General features: G+C 62.2%; 10 protein-coding genes. 4 read left to right on the top strand and 6 right to left on the bottom strand.

Annotation, left to right across the window (positions count from 1 at the left end):
• Positions 1-29 precede the first annotated feature (29 nt).
• From IPM84_02250 to tdh, 4 genes are all read right to left on the bottom strand, one after another.
• Positions 30-1,121: a hypothetical protein gene (locus IPM84_02250; GenBank protein ID MBK9091596.1), complete on the bottom strand. Its 1,092-nt coding sequence runs from the start codon at positions 1,119-1,121 to the stop codon at positions 30-32.
• Positions 1,122-1,159: 38 nt separating this feature from the next.
• Positions 1,160-1,954 (bottom strand): LysM peptidoglycan-binding domain-containing protein, encoded by a 795-nt coding sequence (locus IPM84_02255; protein ID MBK9091597.1) that lies wholly within the window; start codon positions 1,952-1,954, stop codon positions 1,160-1,162.
• A gap of 163 nt (positions 1,955-2,117) precedes the next feature.
• The gene (locus IPM84_02260; protein ID MBK9091598.1) at positions 2,118-3,299 is read right to left on the bottom strand and encodes a glycine C-acetyltransferase; all 1,182 of its coding nucleotides are present in this window, start codon (positions 3,297-3,299) and stop codon (positions 2,118-2,120) included.
• 23 nt (positions 3,300-3,322) lie between these two features.
• Positions 3,323-4,369 carry an L-threonine 3-dehydrogenase gene (gene tdh, locus IPM84_02265; GenBank protein MBK9091599.1) on the bottom strand — a complete coding sequence of 349 codons (1,047 nt, stop codon included), beginning with the start codon at positions 4,367-4,369 and terminating at the stop codon, positions 3,323-3,325.
• A 299-nt stretch (positions 4,370-4,668) separates the two neighbouring features.
• Here tdh and IPM84_02270 point away from each other — a divergent pair, with 299 nt between their 5' ends.
• The 3 genes from IPM84_02270 to IPM84_02280 all read left to right on the top strand — a co-directional run bounded on the left by IPM84_02270 (position 4,669) and on the right by IPM84_02280 (position 7,971).
• Positions 4,669-5,373: a response regulator transcription factor gene (locus IPM84_02270; protein MBK9091600.1), complete on the top strand. Its 705-nt coding sequence runs from the start codon at positions 4,669-4,671 to the stop codon at positions 5,371-5,373.
• A complete protein-coding gene (locus tag IPM84_02275; GenBank protein MBK9091601.1) occupies positions 5,363-6,556 on the top strand; it encodes a HAMP domain-containing protein in 1,194 nt (397 codons plus the stop codon). Before IPM84_02270 ends, IPM84_02275 begins: the two co-directional genes overlap by 11 nt.
• Before the next feature lie 119 nt (positions 6,557-6,675).
• Positions 6,676-7,971 carry an HlyD family efflux transporter periplasmic adaptor subunit gene (locus tag IPM84_02280; protein ID MBK9091602.1) on the top strand — a complete coding sequence of 432 codons (1,296 nt, stop codon included), beginning with the start codon at positions 6,676-6,678 and terminating at the stop codon, positions 7,969-7,971.
• 360 nt (positions 7,972-8,331) lie between these two features.
• Here the strand turns inward: IPM84_02280 and IPM84_02285 are convergent, their stop codons facing one another.
• Both IPM84_02285 and IPM84_02290 read right to left on the bottom strand, forming a co-directional pair.
• Entirely contained in the window at positions 8,332-9,624 is a 1,293-nt protein-coding gene (locus tag IPM84_02285) for an HlyC/CorC family transporter (GenBank protein MBK9091603.1), read from the bottom strand.
• A gap of 63 nt (positions 9,625-9,687) precedes the next feature.
• Entirely contained in the window at positions 9,688-13,200 is a 3,513-nt protein-coding gene (locus tag IPM84_02290) for a hypothetical protein (GenBank protein MBK9091604.1), read from the bottom strand.
• Positions 13,201-13,653: 453 nt separating this feature from the next.
• Between IPM84_02290 and IPM84_02295 the strand changes: the two genes are divergently transcribed.
• A complete protein-coding gene (locus tag IPM84_02295; protein MBK9091605.1) occupies positions 13,654-14,172 on the top strand; it encodes a DinB family protein in 519 nt (172 codons plus the stop codon).
• Positions 14,173-14,398 lie beyond the last annotated feature (226 nt).

The raw sequence follows: 14,398 nt of genomic DNA on the forward strand, positions 1-14,398 counted from the left end.
CCTGGGGCGGCCGTCATCAGTTAGGGCGGTCAATAGCGCAACAGCGCGCCGATGTTTCCGAGGAGAGAGAGATCGGGAGAATCGTCGCCGCTGACAACCACCACACTATTGCCAGCCTCCAGGGTGCGACGCACCAGGGTGTTGATGACATCAGGCACCGGCAGCATGGGGCCGCCACAGAAGTCGCACGTGGCGGCTGTGACTATCGAGATGTAACTGCAATTCTGACACCGATAGGCCGGCGCCTCGTAGCCCTCCGTCATCACCAACTGCATCACCCGGCCATCCTGCAGCGCAGTCACCGTGTCCGCCAGCCCCATGACGGCCGGGCCGCCCTTGCTGGCGGTGGTCACAACCTGTTCGACCAGGGCACGCTCGCGCTCCACGGCCACCTGGCGAGCCACATTCAGAGCCAACTCGCCGATTTCGGCCGCGCTGGCGTTCGCGTCCACATTGAACGTGCCCACCACGCGCTCTTGCCACGACCGGGGCAGTTGGCTGCGGAACAGCGACACATTATCGTCGGTCCCGGCCACCATGATGCGTTTGCAGCTACTCTCGAAGAAATGGATGGCCTCCTCGACGGCATCCTTGACATTGCGCTCGACCGTTTCTTCGGCGGCGCGCTGGAAACGCGCGGCGGAGCGACCACCGGCCCGATGATGCTTGACGTCCTCGCCCAACATACCGCTGACATCTTCCAGGGTTCCCATGTAAAACAGGAAGAGACGCACACCCTCATGGTCCACAACGGCCACACCGTGACGGGCATAGTTGTCCACAAGATTGCTCAGGGGTTTGATGTACGGACGAGGGTTGACGAATACACTGTCCTCGATTGGCACAAAGAGTGGGTAGGCCCGCCAGAAACCATCGGCCTGACAACTGAAGCAGGCGACCCCGCGGCCGTGCCAGTTGTACTCAAAGTCAAAGTAGCGCAGCACACGCTGCAGGTCAGCGCTGCTTGCCTGATCGTCCACAGAGGCAAGCAAACGCCGCAGCGCCAACTTATACTTCTCGACGGTGCGACGGTGCGGGTCCACATTGAGGTAGAGGCTCAGGACCGGCCCCTTCTTTCCCATCATCTCAACCAATTCTTGCAGTTCAGTATCGCGAATCATATATTCCCTCGATTCTGTCGTGCGCGCCTTCGCCATCCCTACGGAATGACCAGGCGCTGACCTTCGTAGATCTTGCTGGCGTCACTGATCCCATTGGCTTGGGCAATGGCGGCGGTGCTCACACCATAACGGGCGGCGATCTGTGAAAGGGTGTCGCCACGGCGCACTATGTAGATGCGCTCGCCGCCACTGCTGCCACCACTGCTGCTACTGCCGCCGGAGCTGCCGGGAACCTTGATGACCTGGCCGGGATGAATGAGGTTCGGGTTGGAAATACTGTTGATGCGCTGCAACTCGGCCACGGTCGTGTTATAGCGGGCCGCAATCGAACCGAGCGTTTCGCCCCGCTGCACGGTGTGCGTGCCATACGGCTGCGTGCTCACATCGGCCGGCTGCTTGCCCGGAATCTTGATCACCTGACCGGCGCGAATGTCACCCGCATCCTTGAGATTGTTGAGGGCCATCAGGGTGTTGACTTCGGTGCCAAATCGTGTAGCAATGTCGGTCAGGGTGTCGCCGTCCTTGATCACATACGACCAGGTGTCGGCCGGGGCGGGGAGGGTGGCGATGACCGAGGGTGGCGGTGTAACCACGGCCACACCGCCATCAGGCGCAGGCTGCGTGGCAGGTACCGCGGCCTGACCGCCGGTCGTTCCGCCAAGGGGACTGGTGTTGGGTGCGGGCTGCAGACCGCCCACGGACGGCGTCTGCGTCCAGGTTGCTTCCTGATTGGCCACGGGCCGGTCACGCGTGCAACCGAGCAGCGCGGCAGCCATGAGCAGCAAGCTCAGCGCCACCAATAGTGTCAAGCGAAGTCGTTGTGGATGCATCATGTTTCCTCATTCTCCCTTCAATGGGTGCCTTCTCCCGATTCGTCCACGGTGGACAGTTCCGCTCTTGCCATTCTCCCTGAGAATGGCTGTGCAAACCACTGTCCGAGCCTGCACCGGAGATTACCACGCCTTGGGGACAGCGTCAAGTCACTTCGGCGGCGGATCAGATGACGCCGAGCTGCTTGCCAACCGTGCCGAAAATATCCAGCGCCTGCACCAGGTCGGCCTGGCTGTGGCTGGCGCTGATCATGACGCGGATGCGCGCCTGGCCACGCGCCACGGTGGGAAAGCCGATGGCCATGGCAAACAGGCCATGTGCGAAGAGCGTGCGACTGAACTGCTGTGCTAACGGCGCCTCGCCCAGCATGACGGGCGTGATGGGGGTCTGGCTGCGGCCGGTATCGAAGCCCAGGCGTTGCATCTCGGCCTTGAAGAAGCGCGCATTGCTCCACAGACGGTCCACCAGCTCGGTGGATTGCTCAAGCAGGTCCACAGCAGCCAGGCAGGCCGCGGTGTCGGCCGGCGTGACCGCACTGGAAAAGAGGAACGGTCGCGCCTTCTGGCGCACAAAGTCAATGACGGTCTTCTTGCCGGCAATCACGCCGCCTACGACGCCAAAAGCCTTGGACAAAGTTCCCACTTCGACATCGAGTCTGCCATGCAGGCCGAAATGATCCACGATGCCGCGCCCGCCGCGCCCCAAAACCCCTTCGCCGTGCGCGTCGTCCACCATCGTCATCACGCCCTGGCGCGCGGCCACGGCGTAGAGATCAGCGAGCGGGGCAATGTCGCCATCCATGGAAAAGACGCCATCGCTGATCAACAGGCCGCGGCGAAAGTTGGGCAAGTTTTCCTGGATGACACGTTCGGCATCTGCCGCGTCGCCATGGGCATAGGGCACGATCTTGGCGCCCGACAAACGGCAGCCATCAATGATAGAGGCGTGATTGAGGCGATCGGAGAAAATGACATCCTCCTTGCCCACCAGCGGCGCGATGACCGCTTGATTGGCGCAGAAGCCAGACTGCACGTAGAGCGCATCTTCCACGCCTTTGAACTGGGCCAGGCGTTTTTCTAACTGCACATGCAGCGCCGTGGTGCCGGCAATCGAGCGCACCGCGGCCGGGCCGACACCCCACTCGGCTATGGCGGCCTGCGCCGCCTGGCGCAGCGCCGCATGATTGGCCAGCCCCAGGTAGTCATTGGTACACATATTGAGCACGCGCTGACCATCCACCACCATCCACGGCCCCACAGCGGAGCCAATGGTGCGCAAATTGATCAACAACCCCTGCCGTTCGAGACTCGCAACCTCTTCGGCAATCCAAGCCAATTGCTCGGCCATGGTCTATTCCTCCTTATTCATTATCAGGTCGTCATCAGGCCGTCCGGGAACATGATCACCTTGCCGCTCTGCCCGCTCTGCATGACGCTTAGTGCATCCTGGAAATCATCCAGGGCAAAACGATGGGTGATAATGGGCGCCAGATCCACCGCGCCGGACCGCAACAAGCCACGCATCTGGTACCAGGTTTGCCAGAGCCGGCGGCCCACAATGCCGTAGACGGTGGCCCCCTTGAAGATGATGTGGTTATTGAGGTCGAAGCCGATGGCCGCCGGCGCCAGCCCCAACAGGGCCGCCTCGCCGCCATCACGCAGCGCATGGAAGCCCTGATCCAGTGCGGACGCGGCCCCTGACATTTCCAGCAACACGTCCACGCCTTCGCCGTCGGTCAGGGCCATGATCGCAGCTACCGGGTCGGTTTCGCTGACATTGTAAGCCTCGTGCGCGCCCATGCGCAGTGCCAGGCGCAGGCGATAGGGGGAGATGTCGGTGGCGAAAATCTGGCGGGCGCCGGCCGCTTTGCACACCGCGATCGTCATCAGGCCCACCGGCCCGCAGCCGGAGACGAGCACCTTGCGCGCCGTCACATCGGTGGCAAACGCGGTGTGGACAGCGTTGCCAAAGTTCTCCTGCAAGCTGGCAATTTCCACCGGCATGTCTGGTGGGTTCAGCCACAGGTTGAACTCCGGCATGGCGATGTATTCAGCCCAGCAGCCATCGCGACCGACGCCAATGATCCGGGTGTTTTTGCAGATATGTCCGTTGCCAGTGCGACACTGCGCGCAGGTCTGACAGGTGATATGGCTTTCGGCCGAGACAAAATCGCCCACCTTCACCTGGGTCACTTCACTGCCCACCTCCACTACTTCGCCGCAAAATTCGTGGCCAACCACGATGGGCGGGTTGATATGCGCCCGCGCCCAGGGGTCCCACTTGAAGATGTGCAGATCGGTGCCACAGATAGATGTGGCCTTGACTTGGATGAGGGCGTCATGGGGACCGATCCGGGGAATGTCAACCAGGGCCATCTCCAAACCAGGGGAACGTTCGGGTTTGATCACGGCCCGCATCTTGCCACTGTGGGTCATAGAAAGCCTCTCCTTTGAGGTTAGTCAGGGCGAAGTTGGCTCCGCCAGGTGAATCTTACTGCTTCTGATTACTACGGACTGTCAGCACGGCTTGGGAGATCGTTCATCCTTGTGCTACTGAAATCATAACACGGGTTATGCCGTCCGTCAAGGGTCGTCATAACCGCCAGGCGCACCGCGCCATCTTCGTGTAATCTTCATGATTTTCACATCCAATCTTGATAGGTGTTATGATATAATGAACGCAGAGTAGATATTACCCTCAACAGGAGCGCCGCACCATGAACCGTCGAATTCTGATTGTAGACGACGACAAGAAAACCGTTGACCTGATTCGAATGTACCTGGAAAAAGACGGCTACCGTGTGCTGACGGCCAACGACGGGCAGCAGGCACTGCTCGCCGCACGGCACAAACGGCCCAATCTCGTCATCCTCGACCTGATGCTGCCCACCGTGGATGGCCTGGACGTGTGCCGCATCTTGCGCAGCGAATCGAAAGTCCCCATCATTATGCTCACCGCCAAATCCACCGAACACGACAAGCTGGTCGGGCTTGACCTGGGCGCCGATGATTATGTCACCAAGCCGTTCAGTCCGCGTGAATTGTTGGCGCGGGTGCGTGCGGTTCTGCGCCGCTTGAGCGAAAACGAAGCACGTGAGGTAGATGAAGTGCGCTTCGGCGACCTGCTGGTCAACTTCGTGCGCCATGAGGTGCGCCTGCGGGGAGAGCTTATTCGCCTGACACCCAAAGAGTTCAAGGTGCTGGAGATACTCATCATGGAGCCAGGGCGCGCCTTCAGTCGCCTGGAGCTGCTGGAGCAGGCCTTTGGCTACGATTACGATGGCCTGGAACGCACCGTAGATGTACACGTCATGAACTTGCGCCGCAAGATCGAAGCAAATCTGGAACAGCCCATCTACGTGCAGACCGTGTACGGAATTGGCTATAAGTTCGCCTTCGCGGGAGGTAACGATGTCCAATAGTCTGCGCTTGCGCTTGCCGCCGCACACTCTGCCGCCAGGCAATGCCCCGCTCGTTTCGATGTTCAACAGTCTGCGCTTTCGTCTGCTCCTGATGCTGGCTGTGGTCGTGGTGGTGACGATCGGCATCGCCGCGCTGGTCGGCGGTTGGGCCATTACCAACCAGTTCGAGAGCTATGTCAACATGGGCGGCACGATGAGCATACGCTGTTTCGATGTGGCCGTCGCCGCCGGTACGCGTGTCGGTGAGGATGTCTTCATCCGCTCGGTCAATCGCACCCTGCTCACAGCCATCGTGGCCGCCGGCGTCATGGCCGTCCTTCTCACCCTGGCCTTTACGCGCCGCATCCTGGGGCCTGTCAGCGCGCTGACTAAAGCGGTACGTCGCCTGGAGGCCGGCGATTTGCGCCAACGCGTGAAGGTGGAGAGTACGGACGAACTGGGCGCGCTGGCGCATGCCTTCAACGCGATGGCCGACGGACTGGCGCGCACCGAGCAACTGCGGCGCCACCTGGTGACCGATGTCGCACATGAGCTGCGCACGCCGCTGACCAACATTCGGGGTTACATCGAAGCCCTGCAGGATGGCGTGGCCGATCCAAGCCCGATCGTGCTCGACTCCATCCATGAAGAGGCCATGCTCCTCAATCGCCTGGTGGAGGATTTGCAGGAACTGGCCCTGGTGGAGGCCGGCCAACTTAAGTTGGTGTGCCAGGCCGTAGCGCCAGACGATCTCATTCTGCGCGCGGTCACTTCCGTGCAACCGGCCGCCGTCGCCAAGCAGATCAAGATCGCGGCGGACCTGCCGGAGACCTTGCCGCCCGTCTACGCCGATCGCGAACGGATTGGGCAGGTGCTGCATAACCTGCTGGACAACGCCATCACCCACACCACCGCGCAGGGAGAGGTCACCGTCAGCGCGCGCGTCAGTGGCCCGGAGATAGAGATTGATGTGCGTGATACCGGCGCGGGAATTGCTTATCAGGACCTACCCAATGTTTTCGAGCGTTTCTATCGAGCCGATCGTTCACGGGCGCGCGACACGGGTGGCTTTGGACTGGGTCTGGCCATCGTCAAACAGTTGGTGGAGGCCCATGGTGGCCGTGTCTGGGTGCGCAGCACAGTGGGCGTTGGTTCCACGTTTCTCTTTACCTTGCCCATCGCCTCGTCAGTCGAAACGGGTTGACACTGGCCGGTTGGCTGCGGCTTCCTACGGTGCACATGAGGCTCCGTGACGAATATCGGGGCGTTGGCGTCCAAGTGTCTGAAATTGAAAATTCAGATAGCCAGTAGGGAGAAACATTCATGAAAAATAAATGGTTGATGGGGATTATTGTGGCGGCGGTCGTCATTGGGAGCGGCGTCGTGATCCTGGGACGCGGCGCCGGGCAACAGACGCCGTCCCTGGAAGCCGCGCCCATCGCTCAACAGACGACGAGCGCCATTGTGGCCGAGGGCCGCGTCGTGCCGGTGCAGTCTGCCGGGCTGAGTTTCGCCGCGAGTGGGATTGTGGCCGAGGTGTTGGTAAAGGAGGGCGACGTGGTGTCAGCCAATCAGGCGCTGCTACGGCTGAACGGAGCGCGGGCGCAGGCCAACGTCGCGCAGGCCCAGGCCAGCTTGAGCCGGGCCGAGGCACGTTTGGCCGAATTGAAGGCCGGCCCCCGCGCACCGGAAATTGCGTCGGTGGCCGCGGCGCTGGACGCGGCGAGCGCGCAGTTAGCGCGCATTCAGGCGCCGGCGCGCGCAGAAGACCTGGCCGCCGCGCAGGCCGAACTGACGGCTGCGCGCGCCACCCTGCAGAAGGTTCTGGAAGGGTCGAGTCAAAAGCAACTGATTGCAGCCGCAGCAGAACTGGCCAATGCAGAAGCGGCCGTGCGTCAGGCGCAAGCAGCCTATGATCGGGTGCAGGGCGATCCCAACATCGGCGCACGACCGGAAGCGTTGCAGCTTCAACAGGCGACTAATAATTACAACGCGGCCGCGGCGCGCTATGAAGATTTGAAGCAGGGCGCCAGCGCCGCGGACATTGCCCAGGCGCGCGCCCAGATGCAGCGGGCGCAGGCAACGTTGGACAAAGTAAAGGTGCCGGCGCGAGCCGAGGACATTGCCGCAGCCCAGGCCGATGTGCGGCGGGCGCAGGCGCAGCTTGACTTGATCGAAGCGGGGACGCGGCCAGAGGTCGTGGCTGCGGCGGCCGCCGATGTGGAAGCCGCCCGCGCCGGGCTTGACCAAGCCCAGGCCGCGCTGGCCGACACCGAACTGCGGGCGCCGTTTGCCGGCGCCGTGGCGGTGTTGAGCGCCAAAGTGGGCGAGAATGTCGCGCCTGGCGTGGTGGCCGTGCAACTGGCCGACCTGAGCGCCTGGCAGATCGAGACCGAAGACCTGACCGAGATCGCGGTGGTCAAGGTGAGCGCGGGCGACACGGTCAAGCTAACCTTCGATGCCATTCCTGACCTGGAAATGACGGGTAAGGTGTTGACGATCGGCGCGCTTGGCGTCAGCAAACAGGGCGACATCACTTACAAGGTGGTCGTTGCGCCAGAGAAGAGCGATTCCCGCCTGCGCTGGAACATGACCGCGTCAGTCACGCTGAGCAAGTAATCTCCTGAAGGAATTCTCACACAAGACACAAAGATACAAAGAAGACAATTTGCATCTCGATGTCTCTATGTTCCTGTGTGAGACATTCGATCCGGAATGTCCAGATTCTTGGTAACTGCTCACCCTGCAGACCGATTTGGACAGGATGAACAGGATGTACAGGATTCTTGCTCTGTGGTGTGCAAAACTATCGGCACAAGAGTGTAACTGCTCACCCTGCAAGTTGATTTGACCAGGATGAACAGGATTCTTGCTCTGTGGCGTGCAAAACTACCGCCACGAGAGTTCGAATATCCTGTCAATCCTGTGAATCCTGTCTGAATTCCAGGCAGGCTGAGCAGTTACGATTCTTGCAGGAATCTACGAAACGCCGATCGTCTCGCCACGCTCGCTCACAAGCACCTTGTCCACGCGCCGGCCATCCATATCAACCACTTCGAACTCGCAGTTTTCCCAGGTAAAGCGGTCGCCGGCGCTGGGGATATGACCGAGCTGGCGCATGATGAAACCGGCCACGGTCAGGTAATCGCCGGCGCCGGGCAGATCATCCAGGTCGAGCAGTTCCTGCATCTCGTCCACCGGCAGCGCGCCGTCGAGGAGCCAGGAGCCATCCAGCCGGCGCACCGCCTCGGTTGGTTGGGCCTCGTCCGAAATGTCGCCCACGATGGCCTGCAGGATATCTTCGAGGGTCACCAGGCCGGACACGCCGCCGTACTCATCCAGAATCAGCGCCATCTGGCTGCGCGCCCGCTTGAGGATTTCCAGGACACGCAGCGCGGGGGTGCTTTCAGGCACCAGCAGCGGCGGCTGCAGCACCGATTCGAGCGACAGACTGTCACCGCGGCCCGCGCTGGTCAGCAGGTCACGGGCGCGCACCACGCCGGCGATGGCATCGAGCGCGCCGCGGGCCACGGGAAAACGCGTGAAGGTAGTCGTAGTGATCTTGCGCCAGACCTCTGCCGGGTCGTCGTCGAGGTCCAGCCAGACGATGTCCGGCCGCGGGGTCATCAGCGTGGCTGCGGTGCGGTCGCCCAGGCGCAGGGTGCGGCGCATGATGTTCTGCTCGGCCGCGTCAAAAACGCCGGCCGCGGTGCCTTGTGCGATCAGCACTTTGAGTTCATCCTCGGTGACAGGCGCATCCTTGATGTCAGTTATGCCAAACAGGCGCAGGACCAGGGAAGCAGAGAAACTCAAGAAACGCACGGCCGGAGAGGCCCATCGCGACAGCACGCGCATCGGTGGCGCCACCAGGCTGGCCAGGCGCTCTGGATTGTAGAGCGCCAGACGCTTGGGCGCCAGTTCGCCCAACACCAGCGAAATGTAAGCCACGATGATGACCACAATCACCAGGCTCAGCGCCTGGCTGTAGGGCGCTAGGAGCGGCGCCCGTTCCAGAAGAGTCACCAACTGGCCGGCCAGGGTTGCCTCGCCAAAAGCGCCGGCCAGGATGCCCACCAGGGTGATGCCAATCTGCACGGTGGAGAGAAAGGCCATCGGTTCGTTGGCTAACTCAAGCGCGATTTGGGCCGCTTTGTCGCCATCATCGGCCAGGCTCTGCAGCCGCGCCTTGCGCGCGGACATCAGCGCGGCTTCGGCCAGGGCCAAGACGCCGTTGAGTAGAATGAGAAAGAATAAGACAGCGACGTTGGTCATGAATGATCCTCTTCACGGCCAGGGGCGACCGGGCGTCCCGACCAGGTTCGGGACGCCGAACCGTTACGGATCGAGCAGCACGGCCGCGCTGTACGGCGGCAGGGTGACGCTGGTCACAGCCTGATAGGTGAGGCTGCCGGTTGGAATCCCATTGGCGGGCAGCGTTCCTCCCCCGCTGGCAACGGCGCGCTGAAAGCTGCCGCCCAGGTTGATCGTCACCGTGATGCCGCTGCCATCCCAGGGGTTGGTGGGGTTGACCAGGACAAAGCCGTTGTTGAAATTGCGTCGGTAGACCTGGTTGTTTGCATCATACAGGTTGGCAATGCTGACGCCGGCGCTCTGCGTCGGTGCGCCAATGGGAATATCATACTCCGGCCACCACTCCGGTTCCAAATCCAGGTCAACGTTCATAAAAGTGCGATTGCCCTTGATGAGCAAGTAGGAACCCAGGGCAAACATCCGCTCCTGAACACCCCCCACATAGGTTTGACCCAGAATCGCCTGCCCGCGGTTGACCGCGCCCAGGATACGGTTCATCTGGAGCTGCCAGTCATCATAGGCATAGGGGCTGGCGTCGGCCTCCAGGCCGAAGCCTTCGATCATCAGCCCATCGGCCGCGGCGTAACCGGTGGTCTCACGGCTGGTGATCCAACTGCCGACATTGGGCACCAGGTAGTAGGCGCCCAACGGCTGCGTCTGCAGCCAGGTCAGCCAGGCATCGAGGCGGCCGGCCCAGGCGCTTTCGAATGTTTCATCCACGACGGGTAAAGGCGGGCTATAGTGGTCGGCGCCCAGGTAATTGGGCACGCTCAGGCTATCCATGAAGAGGCCGTCGTCAGCATTGGCCTGCAGTTGGCGCAGCACCTCGGCTTGCCAGTAGGAACGCCAGGCGCTGTTGTTCAATTCCACCAGGTACCAACCCCAGTCGCAGTTGAGAACGCGTGGGCCGCCCGTCTCCGGCCAGTGAAAGAACCAGGGTTCCTGCACCACGCCGTTGCCCGGCCATTCCTGCACCCAGGCGTTGCCTTCGATGATGTGCAACCAGCCGCCGGTGGGCTGGCAGCCGTTCTGAACGGCGCGGTAGCCCAGGCCGTGACCCAGCCGGTAGTGCAGGATGAGGAAATTGGGGTTGACCGCGCGCAGGCGATCGGCTTCGGAGCGGATCATCTTCTGCGTGCCGGCGTAGTGCGTGGCGATGAACTGAACCTGCGCCTGCGTCATGCCCTGGCTCAACTGGTCGTTGAACACATGCACGCCGCTGCTGGTATCCGGCCAGGCGCGTGGCGCGCCGCCACCCGGTGTGACGGTGGGGGTGGGCGTGGCGGTTGATCCCGCTGTCGGAGTGGCCGTGAGCGTCCGCGTCGCGGTGACCGTGGGCGTCCGCGTCGCGGTGGCCGTGGGCGTCCGCGTCGCGGTGGCCGTAGGCAATGGCGAGGCGGTGGACGTTGCGGTCGTCCAGGGCTGCTGCCAGCGGCTGGCAACGAGCACGATGAAGCTGTGGCAGGACGGACTGACCGTCGCGGCCATGATGTCGAGAATGTCAACCACGCCATTGCCATTGGCATCAGTGACGCACTGGCCCTGGCCGGGCGTGGGCGTCGCGGTGGGGGTGGGCGTCGGCGTCGGCGTGGGACCGGTTGGCGCCAGAAGGAGGCGATTACCGGCCGCGCTGACGGCGAAACCGCTGACGGTGACGAGGCCCTGACCGGTGGCGACCACGGTTCCACTGGCGACGAGTCCGTTGTCGTTGACGCGGCGGTTCTGCCAGGCATAGGTGGCGCCCGGCATGATCGTGAAGGTCTGCAAGCGCCGGGGCGTGATATCCACGGTTTGGTTGGAGCTGTCCGTGGTGCGCAGGCTGATGCGCCACTGGCCGGCCGTGTCGAGCGGCGCGCCGTCCCAGGGGTTCCAACTGGCGGACCAATCGAGGGTTTGATTGTAGCCGCCGGTGGGGCCGGGCGGGTTGGGCGGAGGCAGCGCCAGATCGCCGCTGGCGTTGCTCAAGCCGGGCACGCTTTCGTTGAGCAGCGCCTGCAGAGCAAAGAAGGGAACCAACGAGGAATCGGGCGCGAGGGTGGGCGGCAGGCCGTTGAAGCCCAACCAGGTGTGCCCGGCATCCACCACGACGCCGCCCCAGGCGCGGCGCCCGGCGTTGAACGGGACATAGGCCGGGCGGCCCTGCGTGGCCCATTCGATGGTATCGTCCAGGCGCCCGTGGCCAACCCCAAAGGGCGCCATCTCATCGGCCAGGCGATTCTGCACCTGCGCCTGGTGATTCTGCCAATCCCAGACGCCCGTGCCGTTGTAGCCCTGCAGATGGTCGGCCCAGGCGCCCGGGCCGCGGATCAACACCGGCAGATTGAGCGCCGGCGCGCCCCACTTGGGCGTCAGATCAGGGCGCCAATCCAGACCGCCGCCATCGCCCGCCGTGGCGTAGTTGGTCATCGGCTCACTGGCGTAGGCGGCGGCAAAAACATTGGGGTAGCGCAGCGCAAACGCCAGCGTGCCACTGCCGCCCATCGAGGTGCCGTAGATGTAGAGGCGGTTGCGGTCCACCTTCGGCCCCAGGGTTGGATGGCGCAGCAGGTCGTAGAGCATACGCAGGATGCGCTGCTCGGTGTAGTTGACAATGGTGTCGCCGGCCAGCGGTGTGGTGGTCAGGCGGTAGTCTCGATCCTGGTCGAAGCCAAAGTACCAGGTTTGGCTGACATCCACCGGGTAAACGTTGAACGAGCACCAGTAGGGGTCGGGATGACTGCTGGGCGGGTCGTAGGCATTGTCACCCCAGCCGTGCAATGACACGAGGAGGGGCGCCTGTGCGGGCACGCTGCCGTCACACAGGCTGGCGATCGGCTCATAAACGACATAGTCATAGGCATATTGAAGGGCGCCCGCGATGGCCGGCGCATTGGCATCCAGGCCGTAGTAGGCGTTGGTGGGATTGGGCGCATGAAACGTGGGGTTCCACTGCTGCAGATCCATGTACTGAATGAAGACATGCCCGCCGGCGCCCACGTTCGCGTTGATCGCGACCGGCAACGGGTCGTTGACTGTTTCGGGCAGCGGCCCAATGCTGTTGGCGCTGGCAAAATCGCTGCGATTCTCCTGACCCTGGCCATCCACCGTGGTGACGGCGTAGTAGCCCGCGCCAGAGGTGAAGCCGCCCAATTCGGCGGTGTGCAGTTGCCAGACCAGGAGACCCACGCCGGCCGCCAGCGGCGCGGCCTGATCGCTGATGACAAAGCGGTCAACGTAGCGCGGCTGCCAGGTACCGCCGCCGCCCACATTGTAACGGTTGGCGTAGAAGCGGCTGGAATCCTCGGCCACCTCGAACAGGGGACGCGCCAGCGACAGGTTTGCGGCGTTGATCGGCAGATAGTGGCGATAGATGCGATAATGCTCGCCGGTCAGGTCGCCGCGCTCGCTCCAGGTGATGAAGGTTTGGCCGCTGCGGTGCATGGCGGTGACGTTGGTGGGCTGCGGCGGCGAGGCGCTGACGCCTTCGACAGGCGCACAGCCGAACCAAAGCAGGGTGACGAATAGCAAGGGAAAAAGTTTCAGGTGATGTCTCGACATGGTGTCCTCCAAATTGGCTGACGAGGGTCGCGTCTGCCTGTTACAAGGCGCAGGCCACGAGCAGCAGCAGTGAGGTCGTCAAGTTGGGTGCGCTGGCGAGTATCGTACATCCGTCGGGCGGCGCGGTCAAGCGTACTATCGGGTGAACAGCAGTGAAGAATCGTAACTGCTCACCCTGCAAGTTGATTTGGACAGGATGAACAGGATGAACAGGATTCTTGCTCTGTGGTGTGCAAAACTACCGCCACGAGAGTTCGAATATCCTGTCAACCCTGTGAATCCTGTCTGAATTCCAGGCAGGCTGATCAGTTACGAAGAATCCGGCTATGTTCGGAATTGCCGCCGGGTGAGTGAGCAGGCGCGAGGCGCATGTTATCGTTCGAGCCGTGAATGTGCTAAAATAGCCGCCAGGTGAGGCGATGTCAAGGGAGAACGCGCTGTCAGGAGAAAGACATGAACACGGCCGAAATTGCAACTCTGTTCGATTACAACTATTGGGCCAACGGCCGTGTGCTGAACGCGGCGTCCAGGGTGACGCCGGCGCAGTTCGTCGCGCCGGCCGGGCTGAGTCACGGCAGCGTGCGTGGCGCGCTGGTGCATGTGCTCAGCGCGGAGGTCGTCTGGCGCCTGCGCTGTCAGGAAGGCATCTCGCCGCCGGCCATGCTGCTGGAGACCGGCTTCCCAACGCTTGATTCCCTGCGCGAGTTCTGGAATGAAGAAGAACAAGCGATGCGCGCCTACCTCGCCGGGCTGACCGATGATGACATCAACGGCACAGTCCGATACAAGACGACCAAGCGGGTGTCGCATCAAAACCCGCTGTGGCACCTGCTGGCGCATGTGGTCAATCATGGCACCCAATTTCGCGGCGAGGCAGCCGTGGCGTTGACCGCCTACGGTCAATCGCCGGGCGACTTGGATTTGATCTTCTTCCTCAGGGCGATGCCGGCCATTCCCGCGCCGCCAGCCTGATTTGCGCTCGCATCCATGGAATAGCAATTCCTAATGTAACACACACTTGACCACATAGAACGCATAGAACGCATAGAACGCATAGAACGCATAGAACGCATAGAACGCATAGAACGCAAAGAACACAAAGAAACGGCAGAAGAGTCGCGGATTGGCGGCGTCTTTGTGCTCTTTGTGCTCTTTGTGCTCTATGTGGTTGAAAAATCGCTCAAACTTGGAATTCCTG

The sequence above is a fragment of the Candidatus Amarolinea dominans genome (genome assembly GCA_016719785.1).
In the GTDB taxonomy this organism is placed as follows: Bacteria; Chloroflexota; Anaerolineae; order SSC4; family Amarolineaceae; genus Amarolinea; species Amarolinea dominans.